Consider the following 22755-nt stretch of genomic DNA (forward strand, 5'->3'; position numbering starts at 1 on the left):
TTGTTAAGTCGTGGCGCTTTTTTAGTTCATCGCTGATTTAGTAGCGATAGCAAAGGCTTATGGCTGTTGCTTAGTTGGTGCTAGAGCGATTTCACGGATACATACGTTCTGTGGTTGTTGGTAAGCGAATGATACAGCGCGAGCGATATCGTCAGCTGCCAATACGCCGCCCATGTCTTCTTTCCAAGAATCGTAACCGTCCTTGATCTCTTGAGATGTTGTGTGAGACAGAAGCTCAGTTTCAACAGCACCCGGTGCGATAGTGGTAACACGAACATTTGAAGCAGCAACTTCTTCACGAACGTTCTCAGAGATAGCGTGTACCGCGAATTTAGTACCACAGTAAGCTGCGTGGCTTGGGAATGTTTTCTTACCCGCAATAGAGCTGATGTTGATGATAGTACCTGTGTTGCGTTCCATCATCGGAGCAAGTACAGATTGCATGCCGTTTAGAAGGCCAATAACGTTCACGTCGAACATTGTCTTCCACTCTTGAGCGTCTTGAGTATCGATTTGACCAAGAAGCATTGCACCAGCGTTGTTGATAAGCGCGTCTACAGGGCCAAATTTCGCTTCACCTTGTGCGATTGCTGCATCAAAAGACGCTTTGTCTGTTACGTCTACTTTTACTGACAGTGAGTTTGGTAGGTTCAGCGCTTCAAGGCGGTCAACACGACGAGCTAAAAGTAGCAGAGGGTGACCTTCATCGCATAGACGACGAGCGATTGCTTCACCAATACCAGAGCTTGCACCTGTAATTACGATTAGTTTTTTCATTTTATTTCCTCTGTACTTTTTTGCGTCGGTTGGCTACGACGTATTGTTTAAGTGCATTCGAATCAAGTGCTTGTTGCCTTGCTTCGTTGCGATGGAGGTATATTAAGGAAAATAGCATTGTTGATATATAGCGCTTTACTTGAAACACTGTTGTTGTGGTGCAACAATAAGTGCGTTCATTTTATTACTTCATGCTTTTTAAATTTCACAAGTAAGCTGGCGGCCATGCTCAATCAAATTAACCTGTCTGATATTCGTTCTTTCGTGCTTATCGCTCGTTTAGGTAACTTCACCAAAGCGGCGGAGGAGCTGGATGTGTCTCGTTCCCACGTATCACGCCAAGTGAGTAGTTTAGAAAAACAGATGGGCGTGACCTTGTTTATCCGCACCACTCGAACCTTAAGGTTGACTCACGCAGGGCAAGATCTGTACGCGAGATGTGAACAAGCCTTAGATAATATAGACCAAGCCTTGATTGCTGCTGTGGATGACGTCGAAGAAGTACGTGGCGACATAAAAGTAAACTGTGTTGGCGGTTATCTGGGCGAGGTGATCATCGCGGATCTGGTCAATGAGTTCATGCAACTCTACCCAGACATCAGCATCAGCCTTGATTTCAGTAGTAACCGAGTCGACTTGATTGAAGACGCGTTCGATATCGCATTTCGTATGGGAAGCCTTGAAGATGCGGGCTTTATCGCGAGAAAGCTTTTGGACATCGAGATGGGAACGCTCGCAAGCCCTGAATATTTTGCTCGCAAAGGAAAGCCAAACCATCCTAAAGATCTCATTCACCATGACTGCTTAACGGGGTCTGTGCGTAAGTGGAGCTTTCAAGCTTTGGATGACACCAAGAAAACAGTCGATGTTCATGTCACGGGTAGGCTGCAATGTAAGAATGGGCGAGTGTTAGTACAGGGCGCGAAATCGGGCAACGGAATTATTCGTGTACCAACCATCTATTGCTTGCAAGAGATCAATGATGGGCAATTGGAGCAGGTGTTTAATGAGTGGATAGTGCCGAAAGTGGACTTTTCAGCGATCTATCATCGAGACCGCTATCAACCGAGCCGAATTCGAACCTTCATTGATTTTGTGAAAGGCCGTTTTGAGCAAATGCCAGTCAGCTAAATAGTGCGTGCTGTCCATTATTTGGAATAGAGTGGATTTGCTTGGGCTTACATCTCGTCGATTTCGTTTTGTAGACTTTCCAGTTGATCCAGAATCAGTAAGAACTTCTCACCAAAGGGCGTCACTTGATATTCAACTCTTGGTGGGAGTTCGTTGAACATCTGCTTATCCAAAATCCCAAACTCAACATTTCGCTTCAAGCATTCATTCAATACTTTGGTCGATAACCCTTCGACCGAGCGCACCATTTCACCGGGGCGATTAATGCCATTTGCCAGTAATTGGTAAACCGTTAGCGACCATTTACAGCCGTAGATGGTTTCGACCATACGAGCGGAACGCTCTGGTGCCGATTTTCTTGAAAAAAAGTTTTCCTGATTTTTCATAAAGATGTACCAATAAGTACCTACCTAACCGATTTGTACTTACTATTCATAGTGTTAGTTCAAAGCCTAAGATTACCACGTTCACATGACTTAGGAGATAACAAAATGAACTTCACTAAAAATGGTATTGCAGTCGTAATTGGTGGCACAAGCGGCATGGGCTTTGAAACAGCGAAGCAGTTAGTCGCTCAAAACATCCATGTGTTGGTGGTCGGCAATAACCCAACTAAGTTAGATAAAGCGGTGTCAGAGCTGCAATCGCTCGGTCATGCTTCAGGCTGGCAAGCTAACCTTTATGATGATGCAAGTGTGTCTCGTCTTATTACGCATTTAGAGTCGCTCGAAGAAGGTATTGGTTACCTTGTGAATGCGGCTGGTTACTTCAACCCTAAAGCGTTTATTGAACACCAAGAATCTGATTACGAGCAATACATGCAGCTCAATAAAGCAACCTTCTTCATCACTCAAGCTGTCAGCAAGTTGATGATCAAAAACGGTGGCGGAAACGTGGTAAATGTAGGCTCTATGTGGGCCAAACAAGCTATTAGAGCGACACCATCCTCTGCGTATTCAATGGCAAAAGCTGGCTTGCACGCTTTAACACAGCACATGGCGATGGAGCTTGCGGACTACAACATTCGCGTGAATGCGGTTTCTCCTGCTGTTGTTAAAACGCCGATTTACGAATCTTTCATCAAACCTGAAGAAGTGGATCAAGCGCTAGAAGGCTTCAACGCGTTCCATCCTATTGGTCGAGTAGGTTTGCCGAAAGACATCGCTAATAGCATCTCTTTCCTACTGTCAGACAGTGCAGATTGGGTAACGGGTGCAATCTGGGATGTTGATGGCGGAGTGATTGCTGGCCGCAATTAATTAGGATTCTTTTTAGGTGGCTATCGCGCAGGCAAAATAGCAGCGAGATAGCCTCCTTGATCAGTATTCGCGTAGAATAGAAACGAGAAAGACAACAATAATAATTAAAACGATAACAAGAGTAAGGTCGCCATTATGTTCAATATGGACTTTTCAAAGAGACTGGTTATAGAAACCGAGACATTAGATTGGGTCGCAAGCCCTGCTAAAGGGGTTTGGCGTAAGCCACTTGAAAGAGAAGAGAAAGAATCGGGCCACACGACCAGCGTGGTGAAGTACGATCCTGACTCTTCGTTTTCTGAGCACCCACATCCGCAAGGTGAAGAGATCTTCGTATTAGAGGGTGTGTTCTCTGATGAAACCGGAGATTTCCCAGCGGGCACTTATATCCGTAATCCGCCGGGCAGCGCGCATTCCCCATCCAGCAAAAATGGCTGTACGATCTTGGTTAAGCTCAACCAATTTGACGCGAGAGACTTAACTCAAGTTCGTATTAATACTTTGGAAACAGAATGGCTTCAGGGTATTGGCGGCTTACAAGTGATGCCACTGCATGAGTTCGAACACGAGCATGTCGCGTTAGTGAAGTGGCCGGTTGGCGAACGTTTTCAGCCGCATCGCCACTTTGGCGGTGAAGAGATATTTGTACTTTCTGGCACCTTTAAAGACGAACATGGTGAGTATCCAAAACACACATGGATGCGCAGCCCACACATGAGTGAGCATTTTCCTTATGTGGAAGAAGAGACGGTTATCCTAGTGAAAACAGGGCATCTGCCATTGGATTAAAGGAATGCTCAGTAAAAGATGAGAAAGCCGCATTGTTTTGAACAAGCGGCTTTTTTTAGTTTTTATATATGAGCTGACTAGTACGCAACACCAATACGTTGGCGTGGGAATTTGCCAGCTTCGAGTTCATCAATCATCGCAATAGCGTAATCGCTAACGGATATTTTGCTGTTGCCATCTTGGTCGGTGAGCAGTTGGTCGCCACCGGTACGGTAGGTTGATAGTTTCTCGCCCGGGAAGATTTCTGCGGCAGGGCTAACGAACGTCCAGTTAACTTCGCTATTAGATTGCTTGAACACTTCAAGCGCTTCACCCTGTGCTAGTGCTTCGTTTTTGTAATCTGCTGGGAAGTCAGGAACGGTCACTAACGGTACGTTTGGTGCTACTTCTAATGAGCCTGCACCGCCAACCCACAACAAGCGCTCGATACCGATACTTGGTAATGTGGCTAGCAATTTAGTCGCAGTGTTTTTTACGATGTCGTGATTACCTAGAGCGCGTCCGCCAATCGAAGTAATTACTGCATCAACGCCGGATAGTGCGTTTGCTAGATTTGCGGCTTCGTCTTGTAAATCAAATGAACGAACTTCAATGCCTTGGGTTTCTACGCGGATTGCATCTCTTACAACAGCAACAACTTCATGTCCGCGAGCTTGAGCTTCTTGAGCGATGTGACTACCAATCCAACCTGATGCGCCTAATACTGCAATTTTCATAATGTTTCTCCAATTATCTAATTTATTGAGTCTGTTTCTCGACAGCCATTGCAGTCTAATAGCTCACTAGATTGCGATAAATATCGTAAAATGATGTAGATTGTATCTATATAGTTATCTAATAGACTTGGTTCAATGGATAAGAGAAAGTGTGATGGATAGATTGACGGCGATGCGTAGCTTTGTTGAAGTCGCAAATTGTGCCAGTTTCACTCAAGCAGCAGAGCACTTAGATATGAGCCGGTTGCAGGTTTCACGTCATATTCGAGAGATAGAAGGGTGGCTAAAACAGCGGTTGTTGCACAGAACGACTCGTAAGGTGAGTTTGACGGCTGCAGGGGAAATCGCCTTACAGCGCTGCGAGAAAATACTCCATGAAACGGCGGAGTTAGAAGTGACCGCACTGAATCAAACCGATGCTCTTTCAGGTGTGATTCGAATTGCTGCTCCGATTGGTTTAACTCAGCACATGTTGTTGGATGTGGTTGAGCAGTTCACAGAGCTTCACCCCAATATCACGGTAGAACTTTTTGCTTCTGACCGTTTTGCTCAGCTGGTGGATGACAGAATCGATATTGCGCTGCGTTATACCGATCAACCTGACGATAGCTTGATTGCACGAAAGCTAATGGTTATTGATTCAGTGGTGTGTGCCTCGCAAGCCTACTTGGACAAATATGGTGAACCTGAAACGGTCGAGGCGCTTCGAAAACACAATTGTTTTCGTCACTTGAATGTTTCTAAGTGGGATTTTGTTAAGGACAATCAACACTATTCGGTTGAGGTGTCTGGCACTATCAAGGCTAATGATGTTGGAGTGCTAACTCGTGCCGCACAGCACGGGAAAGGGGTAGTTCGTTTACCTTGTGACTTAGCCAACCCACTGATTGCGAATGGCAAATTGATACGAATATTGGATGAGTTTGTTTCGCCAAGCAGCGTGCTTTGGGCGGTGTATCTGTCTCGCAGCTATCAGCTTCCGGTTGTTCGTCAGTTTATTGATTTTGCGGCACAAGCTTGGGCTAGCGATATCAGGTCTAATGATGTTAGAAACTTCATAGGCAATGATACATAGCGACAAAAATTAAAAGCCCATAAATACAAAAATCCGATATCAATGGTGATATCGGATTTGAACTCAATAATTCAGAGTTCCAGCACGCTCTCCTCTCACGAAGTCTTTACATGTAATGGTGTACGGATAATCGGGTATTTATCACCTTTTCGTTGATGTCTGGTAAAGGCTGATACAAGCTTCTCGTAATGTCGGATAATACTTGGTCGTAAACTTGCGACACGACGCTAGAGATATCACTGGTTAATTCGTACATGCTATCTGCCGGTTGGGTCGCTTCGTTACTTGATGCGATCTCTGAGAGTGCATGCATCGCTCGCGTACAAACCGGTGACCCACTACTAAGAGGGCAGATAATCGATAACTGGTTGAGTTTTCTGTGTGTCTGAGAGGCGTAGAATTTGAATCTCAAATACTCCTCAGGCTTCTCCATATCAGGGATACACATTCGTAACTTGGTCAGGATCTCCATGCAATCTAAGATCTGTTGCCAATTCATGTGGTACTCACGGCTCATGTCTTCACGCTCAGACTGAATTAGCCAGATGATCATTACTTCATCCATCAAGAACATGCTATGGCGAATTGTTTTGCCATGAATCGATTGGTTACGCACCAAGCTACGGTTTTGCCAGTCGCTGTGCATAGCGATGAGCTTGAGGTGATAGATGCGATACATAGGGCGGCTGTCAAACGACACATGGGATTGAAGCAGCTCAGATACCTCAAGTATGTTGTCGTAAATCTCGTTCACTTTACGAATCGAGTCGCTAGACAATTTATACGCCAGAGCATAGTGCGTTGCCGCGCGATGTTTGCGTGATAACAACAATAATTCTCTAAGCAGAACTAAGGTTTCAAACCTGTGTGATAGCGCTGTTTGTCTCTTCCTTGAGAAATGAAACAGGGCCGCAAGTACTAATAGGGATAAACCCACTGAAATAACTACAAACATATTCAACTCCTAATATTTGTATACCTACTTAGTGGTAGTGCAGACACCGTGCCAAAATAAATAAGTGTTATATTTCAGTTGCTTATGATTTCTCTGTGGTTATGGATGATCAATGATGGTGCATGACTTCACCATTCGAGTGAATGTTTCTCATGTTTTGCAGGATTTTTTGAGAGGTTAGTCGTCGGTGGGGAGATGGAACTTAGATTTCAGTGTAGGAAATGAAGAAGGCCTCACCCTTTATATACTTTTAACTAGAAAAAGCAGTAAGAGTGAGGCCTTTCAATGTTCATTTCTGAGTTTCGTTAGCTTAAGTGCTAAGAAGCGTTTAGCACTAAACGTTACGCAAGCTTAAGATCGAACTCAGTGCGGTACATCACCATGTCTTCAATGGTCAGTACTGGCATGTTGTGTAGTTTACCGAAAGCAACGATCTCTGGCGCTTTTGCCATCGTACCATCCGGATTGGTTACTTCACAAAGTACACCGGCAGATTGAAGACCAGCCATTTGCATAAGATCTACTGTACCTTCTGTGTGGCCGCGACGAGCAAGTACACCACCTTTACGAGCACGCAATGGGAATACGTGGCCAGGGCGAGCAAGGTCAGTAGGCTTAGCTGTTGGATTTGCAGCTGTCTTGATCGTTGTTACACGGTCAGCGGCAGAAACACCTGTTGTTACACCAACTTTCGCTTCGATAGTGACGGTAAACGCAGTTTGGTTTGCGCTGTTGTTATCAACAACCATAGGTGGAAGTTCAAGTTGGTTCGCTTGCTCGTCAGTTAGACACAGACACACAATGCCGCTGCATTCGCGGATCATAAGCGCCATTTGAGCATTCGTCAGGTGTTCTACTGAGTAGATGATGTCGCCTTCGTTCTCACGATCTTCATCGTCAAGTAGAAGTACGCCACGACCTTCGCGTAGAGCTTGCAGTGCGTTTTCAACGCGAGTGATTGGTTCGCCAAATTCGGCAAGTAGTGAAGACTGATTCATGGTTAAACTCCTAAAATATCACCAGAATCAGGGCTGTATGAGGGATCTCAACCGAGCACAACAAAGCCTACTCATTACAAGTCAACTTTAGCTCATTATGGTTTTATCCAAAACGAAATGCACCCGCCTAAGTTGGAGGTACGAACCCAACTCACGCGGGTACGCCTTTCCAACTTAAACGAGTGTGTTTTCATTCTCTCTCATCCGGACTATAACCGTCGGCTCTGGCATCTCACCAGATCTGCTGACCTCGACGAATCGAGCGCTCGCGGGCTTATCTTTAGATTTTGCTAAGGACATACCGCCGGTGGGGAATTTCGCCCCGCCCTGAGAATAAAAATTAATAATCTGTTTTGCTTTTGAAAGCAGACCAGATGGTAATCCTTTCAATAGTGGATTTAAAGGACTGACAGCAAAGTTTTTAAGATTCTGGCCTTATAATCCGGTAAGTGTTCACTTTATCAGCAGAACGCGTCCGGTAGTCTATTAATGGGATGATGCCTTTGTCTCATCTGGTTTCAGTGGTTTTTGCTATCTCTATGAACATAAATGGATGTTGAACATTATTGGTGCTGGCGTGGCTGTTCACCGAATCAATACTCAAGAGGTCCATTAATCGAATATTGTTACACCATGACGGCTGACTGACCGTTTTGACATAAAATTGATATTGACGATGCTAAGCTGCGATAGCATCCGACCACTTTATCTAAAAGATCTTAGCCATGACTTCTCTGTTCTCTAACAAATCCAAAGGCTTATTACTGCTCGTTCTAAGTTTGTATTCCCTCATACCCTTTTTGATCTTTGGATCTGACTTCGACCTTGGAAGTGCTGTTTTGCCTTTCTATGGCGCCTTCATAACGTTTGTGACTTACTCTGCGGGCAATCAAGGGTTCTTGGTAACACTAGCGATTTTGTCTTTAGTATTGTTCACGATGAAGTTTTCCAAAGCGAAGTTAGTCAGTCTTTGTCTGCAGCTCGGCCTGTTGTTGGTGCTTAGCTTTGCAGCGAAAACCTTCTTAAAGCATTCCACTGAGAGCCCTCGTCCTTATTCTGAGTATTTGGTGACGCAGGAAGTGGTTGATATGCCGGAAGTGTTTTACGAATTACCATTGGTTGAAAAGAATGCTGCGATTGAGTCTGTACAAGATAAGGTGAGCGAGTGGCGAACGCGTCACTGGTTGGGTGAAACTGACTACTCTTTCCCATCTGGACATATGATTTTCGTCGGTGTGTGTTTGGCGTTCTTTGGTGGTCTTCTCCTAGAGGCGAAACGCTTTTATCTAGTCGGCGGTTTACTGGTTTGGGCTGGTGGTGTCGCCTATAGCCGTGTTTGGCTTGGCATGCATCGACCAGAAGACTTAGCCGGATCTATTGCCTTTGCGGGTTTGATCTATTTATTGGTGCCGCTTATCTCAGAGCAAAAAATAGAACGCTATTTACCTGCATTTTTGAAACAGACTTCTTAGGGATCCGTCCTCACTGCAAAAGAAGGGCTCAGATTAGCAGTACGTAATAAACGCTACTGATTGAGCCCTAGCTCTGCTTGCTTCTTTTTGGTTAGACCTAAGGACACAATTCGGTGTGACTCAATGAGATAGTATCTCAGCTCCTCATCCCTTTGTGGCGTGCTTTCAAACAGCTGAATCCATTTCATACCGCGTGAAGCAAAGTAGGGTGCGGGTTTATAGCCCGGCTCTTCTTTGAGAAAGTCGAAATTCTGATCGGACGCCTTGAAGATAAACGCAGGCTCATCTTTCGGTCCCCAACCACCAATCGCAAACACCTTGCCACCCACTTTCCAAACGTGCGAGTTATTCCACTGCATCACATAACTGGTTGCAGGCAGTGACTCGCAGAATGCGTTGAATTCGTCGTAAGTCATAGAGCGTCCTTTTATCTATTGGGTGTTTGTGTTGGTTTTCTAAGATGTCTTTCTTCTTCTTATCTTTATCGCCAATAACTAGCCAGCTAAACCCTGCCAGATTGCCGTAAAGCCACTGAGAGAACATAGCAGTAATGAACCAATGCGTATCTTCTCTTTAGGGATGCTTTGTGTCGTCATTAACGCCACTTTGTAACCCAACCAAGCAGCAGGCAGCAAAGGTATAGTGATGATCAAGTGGTGTAGCGTGAAGAAGCCAATTGGGATCTGTACAACCAACGAAATGATCGAACTAAACACGAAAAACGCAGAAAGGTTACCACGAAGCTGATTGGCATCTTGGTGTTGGAGTAGCAGTGCCATCGGTGGACCACCAATACCAGAACTGGTGCCAAAGAACCCAGAGAAGAACCCCGCAATACCCATCTTAGTTGGGGTTGGTTCGAGTCTAAAGGGCAGTAGGCTAACAATCACGGCAAATACTACCAATAAGCCCAACCATAGTGATAACACGCTCGTTGAAACCATCACCAACAAAGCACCACCTGCCAGTGACCCAGGAATACGGCCCAGCAATGCGATTTTTAATCCGCCAATAGAGATATTTGCTCTATGTTTAAAAGCGTTGAATAACGAGATAAACAGACCGATCAAACAGATAGGCGCAGGCACATAATCTGGAGAGACCAAAAACAGCAGTGGGGCTGCAACAATGGCCAAACCAAAGCCGATTGCGGTTTGCACAAACGAGCCGACAAAAATGAGTGTCATTGCGATAAGGACAGTCTGATCTATGTATTCCATAAGCCTGCGGATTAGTTTTAAAGGAGCGGGTGGATACTATAAATGAAAACTAAAATAATAGTCTTATTATTCAGTGAGCTTTATGCCAGTTTCGCTAGTTATAATTTCTACTATAACGACCAACAAAAAAGCGAGTGAGTATCTCAGGATGCTTCCTTTCAATACTCACTCGCTTTATTGGAACGACTTGTTTACGCTAGTGGGGGAGTCAGCATAAAACGTTAAGCCATTGCCAATTTCAGTCGCTCAATGGGCTTGTCATTGATTGGTAAATGGATAAGTGCTGCTGCAAATGCCAGCACCACCGTTGACCACCAGATTGGCTCGTAAGAACCGTAGTAATCGTAAATACGACCACCCACCCAAGCGCCTAAGAAGCTACCCACTTGGTGAGTAAAGAATACCAAGCCGTACAACGTTGATAGGTAACGGGCACCGAAGATCTGACGAACTAAGCCAGACGTTAGCGGAACTGTACCCAACCAACAGAATCCAATGGCCGCACCGAAGATAGCCGCGGTTGATTCAGTCACAGGCAGAGTCACAAACGCACCGATAACCACAGTACGCACTAAGTACAGTGCCGACATTACATGACGCTTGCTGAACTTATCGCCCATTACACCCCAGAAGTAAGACCCGAAGATGTTGAAGATGCCAACGTAAGCCAGTGCCATCGCAGCGCTGCTCGCGGGTAGGTCTTTATCTGCTAAATAGCTCGGTAAGTGCGTTGCGATAAACATTACGTGGAAACCGCACACGAAGAAGCCCGCGTGAATCAACCAGTAACCTTTGTGAGCAAACGCTTCAGACAACGCTTCTTTGAGTGTTTGGTTCTCTTCAGCTTGCGCTTGTTTGTTTGAGGCTGCTTTAGGCGCTCGCATGAACAGCGCAAAAGAGATCATCAAACAACACAGTACGCCAAACACTTGCATCGCACTCTGCCAGTCAAATTCATTCAGCATGTATTGTGCGCCCGGAATTACCGCGAACATACCAAATGAACCTGCAGCCGTGGTTAAGCCAAACGCCTTAGCCGCGTGCTCTGCTGGTACAACTTTCGCTACTGCGCCAAGCACGATCACGTAACTTGTCGCACTCAAGCCAAGACCAACCAGTGCGCCTAACGAAACGTAAAGCATGCTCGATTCGGTAGAAATTGAGGTAAGAAGTAAACCCAAACCGTAAGCACATGCGCCAGCAATAATGATGCGTCTTGCTCCCCATTTGTCAGCGGCCATACCAACAAAAGGTTGGAACACACCGAACAATAAGTTTTGTAGAGCAATAGAGAAGCTGAAAAACTCTCGACCCGTGCCGAAATGCTCTGAAATTGGCATCATGAAAATGCCGAATGATTGTCTGATCCCTAGACTGATAATAAGTGTGCCTATCCCTAGCCATACCAGTAAAGGAAAACGGAAAATGCTCATTCTAATACTCTTAAATTAATGGTGGTGATGTGAGTGGTCTTGCGCTGACATGTGTTGGTCAGTCATCTCATGGTGATGTTCGTGCCCAGAATGATCATGCCCTGACTGCTGGTGGCAACCACTGCTTACGGCATGCTGAGCCAAGAGATCAATCAATGGCTGACTGTGATGCACAATAACCAAACTAATGACGAGGAATAACGTCATTCTGGCAAGTTGGGCAAAAAGAGATTGTGAAAACATACGGTGTTGACATGCGCTCAATGTTGTAAGAAGTCGCGCATCATAGTGATGAGTCGGGTATGTATCAAATGACCATTTGTGATGTAGTCTATGCGTCTTATGCATAGATTGTCGCTTGATTGGAATTGGTATAAAGCGCGCTCAATAAATAAGAAAACTTGAAGCTCGTTAGTTAATAGAAACAAGTATCTAATTAAGAATGAAAGTCTAAATTAAGGCTTATAACTAGCTGTTTAATTTAAAGTTTCACAAAGCTGTAAAAACTAATATACAAACTAATCACTAAGCAACATTGCTCGTTCACTCGACTTATCTGTCAAACATCGTAAATTTGGGCATAAATCGTTTCAAGACTACTGAAACGCGATGTTAAAAGATTCAGGGAGAGTCATTCACATGGATAAAGATCATAATCTTCGCGAAAACTTACTGGCACTGATCTTAGGTAGCGCATTGGTTTCACTCGGCGTTATCTTTTTCAACCAAGTCGGTTTGCTCACCGGGGGCACGGCTGGTCTAGCGATCTTCATTACCAAAGTAACAGATTTGAGCTTTGGCCAAGTATTCTTCGCACTTAACTTACCTTTCTATATTTTGTCGGTTGCTCGTATGGGCTGGCGCTTCACAATCAATACGTTTATCGCGGTTTCGATTGTTTCGTTCGCCGTGGATCACTTGTATCACGTGATTCAAATTGCCGAAATTCATGCATTGTATGCAGCTTTACTTGGTGGTGGCTTGATTGGTACCGGCATGCTGGTGATTTTCCGTCACAAGATGAGCTTAGGTGGCTTCAACATTCTGGCGTTGTTCTTACAAGAACGTTTTGGAATTCGAGCAGGTAAGGTTCAGATGGCATTAGACTGCACGATTGTTGTGCTTTCTCTGTTCATTGTTGATGTGTCATTGGTTCTTCTGTCTGTGCTTGGTGCGATAGTCACCAACTTGATTCTAGCAATGAATCATAAACCGGGGCGCTATCAACCTGTGGTAAAAGCGGAAGCAGCATAGTTCGGTTCGCTCAAGCTCTAGATTTGCTTAAGTAAAGAGTGATTTGCAGATTATGAAAACAACAAAGCCAGCATTAATTGCTGGCTTTGTTCTATTGAAATAACGGATTCGATGTAACGATTAACACTTGCCGCAGCTGGCGTTCGGCTTAAGCTCGCAATCAATCACATTGCCTTGTTGATCAAGGGACAAGTTACAACACTCTTCAAACAGGTTCTTAAGATCAGCACGGCTTTTTTGCACGCGGGATTTAACCGTTGAATAGCTGACGTTCTGCGCTTCTGCGATCTCTTTTTGGCTTTGGCCTTTGATGTCGACCGCAAGCAGTAGCGATGAACTTTGTTCTGGCAATGCCTGAATAAAAGGTTCAATACACAATGAAAGTTTCTGCTTAAATTCAGAGTCGTGGTCTAAATCGGTAAACCACAGATCTTCAGCATCAATTTGGCTATCACGTTGTTGGCGTGCATGCTTACGGTAGAAGTCGATAATGGTGTTGTTGGCTAACTGGAACAGCCAAGCCTTAACACTGCTAGCATCTTGTACCTTATCTAAGTTCTGATAGGTCTTAATCAAGATATCTTGGAGCAAGTCGTCTACATCCGCAGAGTTGTTGACCTTTGAATGCAGGAATGACTTTAATGCTTGCTGATACTCGGCCCAGACTTGTTCGAGCTTCAAAGGTGCATTAGTTGCACTGTTCATTTACGCAACATTCGTCTTGTAAGAAATCAATCACACCTTCTAGGCACTCATACTCCGCCACGCAGAATAGAGTTCTTCCTTCTCGTCTTTGGCTGATTAGGCCCGCAGACGCCAAGCTTGATATGTGGTGAGACAAGGTAGAACCGGGAATGCCTAGCTCTTCTTGTAGGCCGCCAACTGCAATGCCTTGGTAGCCAGCTTTAACGACACTCTTATAAATGGTTAGGCGAATAGGGTGCCCCAACTCTTTAAGTGCTTTCGCAACGACTTCTAAGTTCATATTAACTCCTCAAGATTTAATTTCGATGTTAGTCGAAATGTATGTCGAATTCAAATTTAAAAACGGTGTCTGTGTAAGTTATTGAAAAACTGTGTTTTCGAAAATCATTTCGATTTTTATCGAAATAATGCTTGTTCTGGAGCTGTTTATTTCTATAATTCGAGAATATTCGAAATTAAGGGTTGGTTACTTTTCTCATAGAGCCCGACCTTCAATCCAGTTTGGAGTTAATTATGAGCAATGAAATGTTAACAATGCTGAAAGACGCACTTGATATGTTCGCTTTCTTAGCAGTAGAGCTAATTATCCTTTTCTTAGCGATCAGCTACATTGTTGGGATTCTTCAAGAGTTCCTTACACCAGAAAAGATTCAATCTATCCTGAGCTCACGTAATGGTAAGGGTTATGTAGTAGCAGCACTACTGGGTGCAATTACACCTTTCTGTTCATGTTCGACCATTCCTTTCTTAAAAGGATTGCTGCGTGCAAGAGCGGGTTTCGGTCCAATGATGGTGTTCCTATTTGGTAGCCCACTATTGAACCCAGTGATCATTGGTTTGTTTGTGATTACCTTCGGTTGGCAAGTTGCTGTGTTCTACTTCCTTGTAGCAATGACGGTGTCTGTAGTGGCTGGTTACGCACTTGAGAAGCTTGGCTTTGAGCGTTACGTAAAACCTGAAGCGTATGAATCAACAGGTTCAGCTTCAAGCTGTGGCACTAGCTGTGGTGACTCTGCTCCTAAGAAAGCAGCACCGGTTAAAGCAGAATCTTCATGTGGTACAAGTGCATGTGGCGAACCTGCACCCGTAATGGCGAAAGAGACATCTTGCTGCGATTCTAAAAAAGAAGAGCCACAAGTAACGGTTTCATGCTGTTCAGCGGATGGAAGCGCAACAGCTGAAATCGTAGAGAAGAAAGAACCTAGTCGTTGGATGAGAATTTGGTTCTCAACTTGGAAAGACTTCAAACAAGTTTTCCCTTACCTAATGATGGGTATCGCGATTGGTTCATTCATCTACGGCTTCATTCCTACAGACCTTATTGCACAGTACGCTGGTGAAGGTATGTGGTATGCGATTCCAGTAGCAGCCGTGATTGGTATTCCACTGTATATTCGTGCTGAAGCGGTAATCCCACTAAGTGCAGCTCTAGTACAGAAAGGTATGGCGTTGGGTTCAGTAATGGCATTGATCATTGGTAGTGCAGGTGCAAGTTTGACGGAAGTTATCCTGCTTAAATCAATCTTCAAGAACCAAATGATTGCAGCATTCCTATTCGTTATCCTAAGCATGGCGATGGGTGCAGGCTTCCTATACAGCTTCATCTTTGGTTAATCAGGTCTGATTTCGAGATAACACCATTGATACAAAGAGATAGATAATAAAAAAGAGCTCACATAGTTGAGCTCTTTTTGTGTTTAACAAACCATGCATATCAGACTGGGTTTGGCAGCGCAGCCGAAGTTCCGTATGCAGCGAAAGCATTGGTGGCTAACACATCACAGTGATGACGATTAATGGCATCGCCGTAATTGTTAGTGATTCCGGGGAACTGAAAGCGATACATCGGAATCCCATAACGACGCTCCCTCTGCTGACCGATTCGATCTTTACTTGTCCATAACAGTCGGTTCTTTGCCGTGTAAGTCATGCCGTGCATTTTATTGAAGTGCTCTTCATTACTGCGCATTTGCTCGTATAACTCGATGATGCGCTGCCTAGAAAAGTTCAACGTCGAGTTCGCCTTAAGTTGCGTTCCCCAACCCATTAATACCTTTTCCATGAAATCACGAGTCACTAGCCCAGGACCAGTAAGTAAACCCGCACCTTTACTTCCGCCAGAGGTATTCGCGTTCCCTACCAAAGTGCCGTGTCGGCCTGGCATGTAGGTTGTGTAATATTTAGTGGATGGGGACAAGCGTGGCATTCTCGCTTTGAAAGCCAATGAACGTTCGTCTTCAGCAAAAACACACACGATCTGTTTGACGTTTTTGCCCAGTAATTTGTAATCCTTGAATGCGTTCATCCCACCGGGAACGGGGTCGCACGCAAAAATGTTGACTGGAATATGGCTTAGCTTGGTGTCTTTGAGCATTCGGTTCGCCAATTCAAAGCAACTGACACCACCTCGACTCCAACCTACGATGTTAACTTGGCTAATCGGTTTAGTTTGGCGTTCAATCGCTATGTTCTGTTGGCGAGCAGCGATACCTTGTTTTAGATCGGCTGCCAGTGCTTGTGAGTCTTTCAACCAATCCTGATATTTTTGGTTGGTTGCGAAAGGCCAAGCTGATTTTTCTGGGCGAGATTCACTAAGCAGTCCTTTTGCTCTCTTCATGTAGTTATTCTTATCTTGTTGGCTTCCGCGCAAGATATTCAGTACATGACGCATGTTGCTGTCGATGCCTTTGCCTAGCAATGTTCCCTTAACTCCAGAATACGTGTCGTCCTTACCTTGCTTCAACCATTCGTTCTGATTCCCACTGCCAACGCCATCCACTTGAATGTAGTCAATCATGTCTCTGCCCGTTGCATTCTTCGCTAGCGTCGAAATCAATTCGCCAGAAACATAGTTTTTGTGGTTGTTGTCTTCTGAGTTTGAGCCTGTACCACAGAAGAATACGGTTAATACGCTCATCCTTTGCCTTTAACACGATTAATTAAGATTGGAATCAGTATAGAAGTGATATGAGAAATTTATAAGATTGAATGAGTTAGAGAGAGGCATTGCTCCGAAAGTTGATGTAATTAGTCTGAAAAAAGTATCGCTATCCAATTTTTGGAGTGCTGTATATCTATAATTTTAAAATTATCATTAATATCTATGTTTCCGTGTTGTTAATGCAATGGTGTCAGTATTTTATATTATTGGTTAATAATTGGACTGTTTTTACATCGATATCTAGTATTTGTATAAGGCCGACCAATCCAATAGCATTCATTAATATTCAGAATGTTACGTTTATTTGACGGTGGAAGTGTCAAAAGTATGGAGTTAATGAATGAGAGATAAATTAAAAATTTACTGTCTTGGGACCCCAATCGTTGATGCGGAAGATCGATTTGATATCGCACAAGTAAGTGATATTGAGCAACTGCCAGAGTTGTTAGGTGGTGTAGTTTTTCTAAACACGGAAGCCAGTGTACAAGATGATTTATTAAGTCAACTTCACCGTTGCAGAAAGTTTTGGTCTTGGAAGATTTATGTATTTGAAACTAGCGCATTATCAGTTTGTTTATCTGATGGAGTTTTAAATCAAGATACTATTGAGGAAGAACTGACCCAACATAGTAGAACGTTGAACAGTGTTTCTGCATCGACGGATGCTTTAGACCCTTTAATTGGATGGTTAGGGTTGGAGCAAGATCGACGACTAGTCCCTCATCACTCCCTGACTCTGAAATCGATATATTCTTACCCTTTAGTCGACTTATATTATCCAGAGTTAAGTTCTACATATCGTTTTGTTTTGTCAGAAACCAAGCGTGATACGTTTGAATATGATGAGTTGATCAATCGAATCCGTGTATGTTCTGACTGCGCTAGTGCTCATTTGAATTACATCGAAGTGTGCCCTTCATGTAAAGACATTGATATTACCGAGCGTGTCTCATTACATTGTTTCACCTGTGGTCATGTAGCCGAACAAGGACAATTTAAACGTAACCATAAACTGGAATGCCCTAAATGTTTAACTCAACTTCGTCATATCGGTGTGGATTATGACCGCGCGTTAGAGACTCATTCATGTAACGTTTGTTCTCATTCCTTTTCTGAAGCTGAGACTTTGGCTGTTTGTTTTAGTTGTGACGCCAAGAATGATGTTTCTCAGTTGGTTGTCAGGAAAATCTATTCATTAAAATTAGGTGTGCAGGGCGAGTATATATTCCGTCACGGCGTCAAATTATCTGCTCCACAGCTGACACTACGCGGCAAAGTAGACAGCGGGTATTTTTCAAACCTCCTTGATTGGGTCAATCGTATCGCTATCCGTCATCAAGAAGAGCATCTTCTCCTAGGTCTGCATCTTCCTGATTTAGCTCAATATGTATCTAAGAATGGAGATGCGAAAATGTTTGCTTTGATCGAGCAAATTACTGAGCGCCTTAACGGTTTGTTTAGAGACTCAGATATTTGTTGTCAATACAAAAGTGATGTTCTTTTCGTATTTATGCCTAAAGCTAAGATGGAACATATCAATGTTCTGCGTGAAAAAATAGAAGCCCTTTGTCTACTTATTGAAGACGATGATTTTACATTGAATGTGTTTGCTTGGAGCCTTCCTGACCCCATGGTTAAAGAGGACGTAGGGGCGTGGTTAGAGAGTAAAGTCGGCGAAATTTATGCTGTCGAATAGCCTCAATCTTCAACAATATTTTTGGGGGATGTTACTCGAAAATGCAGAGCTATGGCTCATGCTGTTTCCCATGATGGTTATTGTTGAATTGCCACTTTTTTTACTCGTGTTAACAGGGATATTTCGTTGGTCTTATTCTGAGAGTGATATTGAGATAACAGAATACCCGAGCATATCTTTCGTCATTACTTGTTATGGCGAAGGGGATGCGATTGAAATTACGATAGATACACTAGTTGAGCAACTGTATCCCGGAAAGATTGAAGTGTTAGCGGTAGTTGATGGCGCAGCTCAGAATGAAGATACATATCAAGCTGCGATTCGAGGTGAGCAGAGACATCAATGTGTAAAAAATCGAAATGTTCGAGTTATACCCAAGTGGCAAAGGGGAGGAAGAGTATCAACATTGAATGCTGGTTTAGATAATGCCACCGGCGATTTTGTTATAAATGTTGATGGCGATACTTCTTTTGATAACGATATGGCACTGCAAATGATGAAGCAATTTACTGACAAGAATGTGATTGCTTCGGGTGGTGCGTTGCGTGTAAGAAATTGGCAGGACAACTTACTTACTCGTATGCAGTCTCTAGAATATATGTTGTCTATGCAAGCAGGAAAAACAGGGCTCTCAAATTGGGGAGTGCTAAATAATATTTCTGGAGCCTTTGGTGCATTTAGAAAAAATGTATTAAAACAAGTTGGAGGTTGGGATACGCATACGGCTGAAGACCTCGATTTAACGATGAGGCTTAAGCAATATAAGAAACGCTACCCAAATAATAGATTGGCTTTTGCACCAAGAGCTGTCGGTCATACTGACGTGCCTCATACCTTAAAAGGATTAGTACAGCAAAGGCTTAGATGGGACGGAGATTTATTGTTTCTGTTTTTGAGGAAACACAATGAAGGACTAACCCCCCGTTTACTGGGTTGGGGGAATTTCATCTTCACTCTCGTTTATGGTGTATTGCAAAATGTATTGCTGCCGATTCTAGTTTCAGTGTTCATGTTTTATATATTTTGGGTTCACTCAATTGATTTTGTTGCTGCATTGATGATTCTAATTTATTGCGTGTATTTGTTTACCGTAATTCTATTTTTTACTGTTTACATTGGTTTAGTTTCTGAAAGGGAGAAAGAGGATCTAAGAATGGCTAAATGGCTACCCCTCTATCCTTTTTATCAGTTTTTTATGCGCTTGATTACTGCGTTCTCCATGATTAATGAATTATTTAGAAGAAGTCACGAAGAGTCGAGTATGGCTCCTTGGTGGGTATTGAAAAAAGGCAAAAGGTTTTAGCAATGAAAGTAAAATTTCATCTGGATAAAAAAAACAAACCTCAATCGGATGATGGTGTGAAGGTTGCTTACGGACAAGCAAAAAGAGGGGGCTATCGCTTTCGTTGGTATTTGATCTTGAGCTTGGTAATAAGCCCACTTTTATTCGTGGCTTATTTTTTCTTGAAGACAAATTTTCTCGTGATTGCTCCGGCTATTGTTACGTCTTATCCAGTTACTCTGACTGCTAAGGTTGCAGGCATTGTTGGGCCGATACCCATAGACGACGGCACTCAAGTGGAGCGAGCACAGACTGCAATTCAATTGACGAATTTGGAAATTGAAGCTCAAATTGAGTTTATACATGCGGAGCTGTTAGGGTTAAAAGTCAATTTACCAAGCGATATGGAAGCATTGCACTTAAACGGTATTGCAGAAACGCGTCGGAACCTCAGTAAAGTACAGCAAATTCAAAAGCGTTATGAAGAATATCGTAAAAAAGGACAAGTATCGGATGTGGATTATGCCAGTATTGTTGGAATGGGTAACTCGCTGAACAACCAGTTGAATCAACAAAAGCTTGATTATCAAAGCGCGAAATTGGCTGAAGAGGAGCGGGAGTTAGCTGGACCAGTTAGTCAGGCTAAACGTTCATTGATGAAAGATTTAGCCCTTAAGCGTGTAAGAGAGCAAGAGTTATCGGTAAAGTCTCCCTATGCGGGTCGCGTCGTAGACATACATGTTGTCGAAGGGCAGCGAGTTTTTGAAGGCGATGAGCTAGTGACGATAGCAAAAAATACCGTTCCTCATATCGTGGCTTACCTAGACCCTAAATATTTAGAAGACGCGGTAAAGGGAGCAAAAGCGTTGGTAAAGTTTCCTAACGGTAGCTCTTTTGAAGCTGAAGTGTCCGATTCGGTAGAAGTTGTGAGCAAATTACCAAGCCAGTTAGTAAGCCCGTTTGAAGGTCAGCCGGCGTATTTGAAAGTTGTATTGGACTTTATTACAGCACCGCCGGAAGAGTATTGGGTTGAAGGGATGACAGTTAAAGCTCGTTTTTAGTTCGGATGTTAACTGAACAAAGGAGTGAATGGAGCGTGATCGCTCCATTTTTATTTCAACAGCTATGAGTTGAATCAGAAGTCTCTTAGATCAAGCTCATTGTTGATCAACACAACACACTGAGAAGCAAACAGCATGTTCGGGCCTAAGCTGATCTTTTCTGTTCCTAAGCGCTTTAAGCTGTTGTAGCTTTTCTTCGGCATTGGGATGTGGTCAGTCAGAAGGAAACATGGGTTTTCCGCAATCTCTGCATCACGGATAAAGTCGCCTTTCTTATCCATCATGTACAGCTGGTGGTCTTCGGCCAGTTCTTTGACCAACTTTTCAAAGCTCATCGTACGAACAGTGATGCCCGGTTCTACCTGACGTGTTTGTTCTTTTGTCATGCCTTGAGAAGCGTCAACCGCTCTTACTACCGCAGATAACAGTGCAGATTCATGAAAGCCGCCAATGTTGGTGATTTCATTTGAATCGAATGTAATGGTACGTGAAAAGTCTTTAGTACTTTCTAGCACAAGGTGCACGGTGACATTCTCACGGTGAGATTGAGCAACGAAGATCGTGTTCATCAGAGTATGAGCCAGAATCTCAGTATGAGCGTCTTGCCCAACACCTTCTAAGATAAGTTTACTCTCTGTAGGGGCTGCGCGAGCGCGTAATACAAATGAACGCATGGAATGTACCTTGTCAGTATGTGATAAAGCGAAACAGACTTTATCAACATGAATTGATGAATAACCAAAATTATGACGGTATGTAACTCTTTTCTATTAATGAAGTCAAATAGAGTTCCGTATAGCGCCAACCAGAAGAACTCTGCGTATTAAATAGAGAATGACCACATTACAAGATGGTAAGGGTTGAAGCGACCAAATGTTTACGTAGATAGTATGCGCAAATTATTAGGTGACTTACATAAGGAAGTAGTCGATGAAGTTACAGAAGATCAATAAAGAAGAATATAGAAAGAAGATGAACCTGCTGTTGGTTTCGTTGGTTGGGTCACTCGCAGTGTTCGCCATTGTATTCGGAACCATACTGATCGAGCTATTCGGTTCAGGGCAATCAATCGCAGGCGAATCGACAGGTAATTTCCACTTGAACGTATTAGGTGTGATCTTATCAGTCGCATTGAATGCATTTATCGCGAGCCGTGTGAAAGGGCATGATTACTTCAAAGAAGCGCTTTATGTATGGAACCTTAAACAAATCCATAATCAAATCTATCGTAAGCTCAAGCGTATTCAACCCAAAGCTGAGCAAGGCGACCGAGACGCGCTGACCATCCTTTATTTCTATTACACCACGCAAAAACAGGTATACGACCTAGACAACAACACATTGACGATAAAAACAGTTCAGCAATCGCTAGATAACATCCTAGAAGTGAGTGAGAAATGGAGCATTGAGCTAGATATAGAGGCTTTTTCGAAAGATCTAATCGCAAAGTTTTAAGTAATACACCCATTATTGTATGAGCTTTGACCTGTGAAAGACGCTTTTGACGTAAAAGTAGACACTTAAGCAACTTTTTTGAATTTTTATCAAAAAAGGGGTTGCCATGTTTACGATGATCTCTATAATGCCGCGTCACTGACACGGCAGACGCCACAAGGCTTCAGCGGTAATCAGTAAGACGGAAAGTTCGAAACAAATTAATTTTAAAAAGTGTTTGACACTTAAGATTAAATCGCTAGAATTCACGTCCGCTTTCAAGGGTTTCTTTGTAAAAAGAAAGTTTCGATAAGCAAAGCTCTTTAACAATTTAAACCTATCAATCTGTGTGGGCACTCGTTGATGAATATCAAAAAATGAAACTTCGGTTTCAACTTGATTTCAATGAACTGAGTGACCAATCGATAATTTATTATCGGCACAGTCAATTCATTACCATTCTGTTCCTATTTATTTAAGAAGAGAGGGGTAATAGCTTTAGAATTACATGTTTCTGTTCTTTTTCGAAAGAGCGGTAAATATTAGTTTTGAAGTCA

General features: G+C 43.3%; 24 protein-coding genes and 1 riboswitch. Of the genes, 12 read left to right on the forward strand and 12 right to left on the reverse strand.

From position 1 onward, the window contains the following. Nucleotides 1-57: 57 nt before the first annotated feature. Nucleotides 58-777, reverse strand: a complete 720-nt coding sequence (locus tag AB4512_RS17680) for an SDR family oxidoreductase (RefSeq protein WP_372175274.1) — start codon at nucleotides 775-777, stop codon at nucleotides 58-60. A gap of 225 nt (nucleotides 778-1002) precedes the next feature. Between AB4512_RS17680 and AB4512_RS17685 the strand changes: the two genes are divergently transcribed. Then, entirely contained in the window at nucleotides 1003-1908 is a 906-nt protein-coding gene (locus tag AB4512_RS17685) for a LysR family transcriptional regulator (RefSeq protein ID WP_136974130.1), read from the forward strand. Nucleotides 1909-1955: 47 nt separating this feature from the next. On the opposite strand, the gene AB4512_RS17690 is transcribed toward AB4512_RS17685, so the two are convergent. Further along, nucleotides 1956-2294: a helix-turn-helix domain-containing protein gene (locus tag AB4512_RS17690; protein WP_004741127.1), complete on the reverse strand. Its 339-nt coding sequence runs from the start codon at nucleotides 2292-2294 to the stop codon at nucleotides 1956-1958. A 105-nt stretch (nucleotides 2295-2399) separates the two neighbouring features. On the opposite strand from AB4512_RS17690, the gene AB4512_RS17695 reads away from it, so the two are divergent. Continuing rightward, entirely contained in the window at nucleotides 2400-3167 is a 768-nt protein-coding gene (locus AB4512_RS17695) for an SDR family NAD(P)-dependent oxidoreductase (RefSeq protein ID WP_065584096.1), read from the forward strand. 135 nt (nucleotides 3168-3302) lie between these two features. Continuing rightward, complete coding sequence (locus AB4512_RS17700) at nucleotides 3303-3956, forward strand: cupin domain-containing protein (RefSeq protein ID WP_017064919.1); 654 nt, start codon at nucleotides 3303-3305, stop codon at nucleotides 3954-3956. Between the two features lie 77 nt (nucleotides 3957-4033). Here the strand turns inward: AB4512_RS17700 and AB4512_RS17705 are convergent, their stop codons facing one another. Continuing rightward, complete coding sequence (locus tag AB4512_RS17705; RefSeq protein WP_372175275.1) at nucleotides 4034-4672, reverse strand: NAD(P)-dependent oxidoreductase; 639 nt, start codon at nucleotides 4670-4672, stop codon at nucleotides 4034-4036. Nucleotides 4673-4826: 154 nt separating this feature from the next. Between AB4512_RS17705 and AB4512_RS17710 the strand changes: the two genes are divergently transcribed. Continuing rightward, nucleotides 4827-5747, forward strand: coding sequence for a LysR substrate-binding domain-containing protein (locus AB4512_RS17710; protein ID WP_372175276.1), 921 nt, complete (start codon nucleotides 4827-4829; stop codon nucleotides 5745-5747). A gap of 106 nt (nucleotides 5748-5853) precedes the next feature. On the opposite strand, the gene AB4512_RS17715 is transcribed toward AB4512_RS17710, so the two are convergent. Both AB4512_RS17715 and ribB read right to left on the reverse strand, forming a co-directional pair. Continuing rightward, nucleotides 5854-6702, reverse strand: coding sequence for a hypothetical protein (locus AB4512_RS17715; RefSeq protein WP_102332193.1), 849 nt, complete (start codon nucleotides 6700-6702; stop codon nucleotides 5854-5856). A 341-nt stretch (nucleotides 6703-7043) separates the two neighbouring features. Continuing rightward, nucleotides 7044-7700: a 3,4-dihydroxy-2-butanone-4-phosphate synthase gene (gene ribB / locus AB4512_RS17720; RefSeq protein WP_017054827.1), complete on the reverse strand. Its 657-nt coding sequence runs from the start codon at nucleotides 7698-7700 to the stop codon at nucleotides 7044-7046. A gap of 188 nt (nucleotides 7701-7888) precedes the next feature. Then, nucleotides 7889-8039: riboswitch (FMN riboswitch) on the reverse strand. Between the two features lie 386 nt (nucleotides 8040-8425). On the opposite strand from ribB, the gene AB4512_RS17725 reads away from it, so the two are divergent. Then, nucleotides 8426-9172 (forward strand): phosphatase PAP2 family protein, encoded by a 747-nt coding sequence (locus tag AB4512_RS17725; protein WP_017064917.1) that lies wholly within the window; start codon nucleotides 8426-8428, stop codon nucleotides 9170-9172. 53 nt (nucleotides 9173-9225) lie between these two features. Here AB4512_RS17725 and AB4512_RS17730 read toward each other — a convergent pair whose 3' ends face one another. The 3 genes from AB4512_RS17730 to AB4512_RS17740 form a co-directional block, all read right to left on the reverse strand. Continuing rightward, on the reverse strand, nucleotides 9226-9588 hold the full coding sequence (locus AB4512_RS17730; protein ID WP_017061695.1) for an MmcQ/YjbR family DNA-binding protein: 363 nt from the start codon (nucleotides 9586-9588) through the stop codon (nucleotides 9226-9228). A 78-nt stretch (nucleotides 9589-9666) separates the two neighbouring features. Next, nucleotides 9667-10392 carry a sulfite exporter TauE/SafE family protein gene (locus AB4512_RS17735; RefSeq protein ID WP_170962367.1) on the reverse strand — a complete coding sequence of 242 codons (726 nt, stop codon included), beginning with the start codon at nucleotides 10390-10392 and terminating at the stop codon, nucleotides 9667-9669. A gap of 221 nt (nucleotides 10393-10613) precedes the next feature. Next, nucleotides 10614-11825 (reverse strand): MFS transporter, encoded by a 1212-nt coding sequence (locus AB4512_RS17740; RefSeq protein ID WP_017061697.1) that lies wholly within the window; start codon nucleotides 11823-11825, stop codon nucleotides 10614-10616. A 29-nt stretch (nucleotides 11826-11854) separates the two neighbouring features. On the opposite strand from AB4512_RS17740, the gene AB4512_RS17745 reads away from it, so the two are divergent. Together AB4512_RS17745 and AB4512_RS17750 are read left to right on the forward strand one after the other, a co-directional pair. Further along, entirely contained in the window at nucleotides 11855-12004 is a 150-nt protein-coding gene (locus tag AB4512_RS17745; RefSeq protein ID WP_017061698.1) for a hypothetical protein, read from the forward strand. A 460-nt stretch (nucleotides 12005-12464) separates the two neighbouring features. Then, nucleotides 12465-13079, forward strand: a complete 615-nt coding sequence (locus tag AB4512_RS17750; RefSeq protein ID WP_017065874.1) for a YitT family protein — start codon at nucleotides 12465-12467, stop codon at nucleotides 13077-13079. Between the two features lie 120 nt (nucleotides 13080-13199). Here AB4512_RS17750 and sigZ read toward each other — a convergent pair whose 3' ends face one another. Continuing rightward, complete coding sequence (gene sigZ / locus AB4512_RS17755; RefSeq protein ID WP_017061700.1) at nucleotides 13200-13784, reverse strand: RNA polymerase sigma factor SigZ; 585 nt, start codon at nucleotides 13782-13784, stop codon at nucleotides 13200-13202. Continuing rightward, on the reverse strand, nucleotides 13768-14064 hold the full coding sequence (locus AB4512_RS17760; RefSeq protein WP_004733042.1) for a helix-turn-helix transcriptional regulator: 297 nt from the start codon (nucleotides 14062-14064) through the stop codon (nucleotides 13768-13770). Before AB4512_RS17760 ends, sigZ begins: the two co-directional genes overlap by 17 nt. Nucleotides 14065-14297: 233 nt before the next feature. Here AB4512_RS17760 and AB4512_RS17765 point away from each other — a divergent pair, with 233 nt between their 5' ends. Then, on the forward strand, nucleotides 14298-15398 hold the full coding sequence (locus AB4512_RS17765) for a permease (protein WP_017070391.1): 1101 nt from the start codon (nucleotides 14298-14300) through the stop codon (nucleotides 15396-15398). 100 nt (nucleotides 15399-15498) lie between these two features. On the opposite strand, the gene AB4512_RS17770 is transcribed toward AB4512_RS17765, so the two are convergent. Then, entirely contained in the window at nucleotides 15499-16701 is a 1203-nt protein-coding gene (locus AB4512_RS17770; RefSeq protein WP_372134125.1) for a hypothetical protein, read from the reverse strand. Nucleotides 16702-17065: 364 nt separating this feature from the next. Between AB4512_RS17770 and AB4512_RS17775 the strand changes: the two genes are divergently transcribed. The 3 genes from AB4512_RS17775 to AB4512_RS17785 are packed head-to-tail and all read left to right on the forward strand — an operon-like array spanning nucleotide 17066 to nucleotide 20764. After that, nucleotides 17066-18421 (forward strand): diguanylate cyclase, encoded by a 1356-nt coding sequence (locus AB4512_RS17775; RefSeq protein WP_372175278.1) that lies wholly within the window; start codon nucleotides 17066-17068, stop codon nucleotides 18419-18421. Beyond that, nucleotides 18408-19724 carry a glycosyltransferase gene (locus tag AB4512_RS17780; RefSeq protein WP_372133198.1) on the forward strand — a complete coding sequence of 439 codons (1317 nt, stop codon included), beginning with the start codon at nucleotides 18408-18410 and terminating at the stop codon, nucleotides 19722-19724. The genes AB4512_RS17775 and AB4512_RS17780 overlap by 14 nt, the downstream gene beginning before the upstream one ends. Then, entirely contained in the window at nucleotides 19691-20764 is a 1074-nt protein-coding gene (locus AB4512_RS17785; RefSeq protein ID WP_372175279.1) for an HlyD family secretion protein, read from the forward strand. The genes AB4512_RS17780 and AB4512_RS17785 overlap by 34 nt, the downstream gene beginning before the upstream one ends. 74 nt (nucleotides 20765-20838) lie before the next feature. Here the strand turns inward: AB4512_RS17785 and trmY are convergent, their stop codons facing one another. Then, nucleotides 20839-21438: a tRNA (pseudouridine(54)-N(1))-methyltransferase TrmY gene (trmY, locus tag AB4512_RS17790; protein ID WP_017083166.1), complete on the reverse strand. Its 600-nt coding sequence runs from the start codon at nucleotides 21436-21438 to the stop codon at nucleotides 20839-20841. Nucleotides 21439-21694: 256 nt separating this feature from the next. On the opposite strand from trmY, the gene AB4512_RS17795 reads away from it, so the two are divergent. Continuing rightward, nucleotides 21695-22219, forward strand: coding sequence for a DUF3087 family protein (locus tag AB4512_RS17795; protein WP_065584102.1), 525 nt, complete (start codon nucleotides 21695-21697; stop codon nucleotides 22217-22219). Nucleotides 22220-22755 lie beyond the last annotated feature (536 nt).

This window comes from Vibrio sp. 10N.222.52.B7, from assembly GCF_041474275.1.
Taxonomy (GTDB): Bacteria; Pseudomonadota; Gammaproteobacteria; order Enterobacterales; family Vibrionaceae; genus Vibrio; species Vibrio crassostreae_C.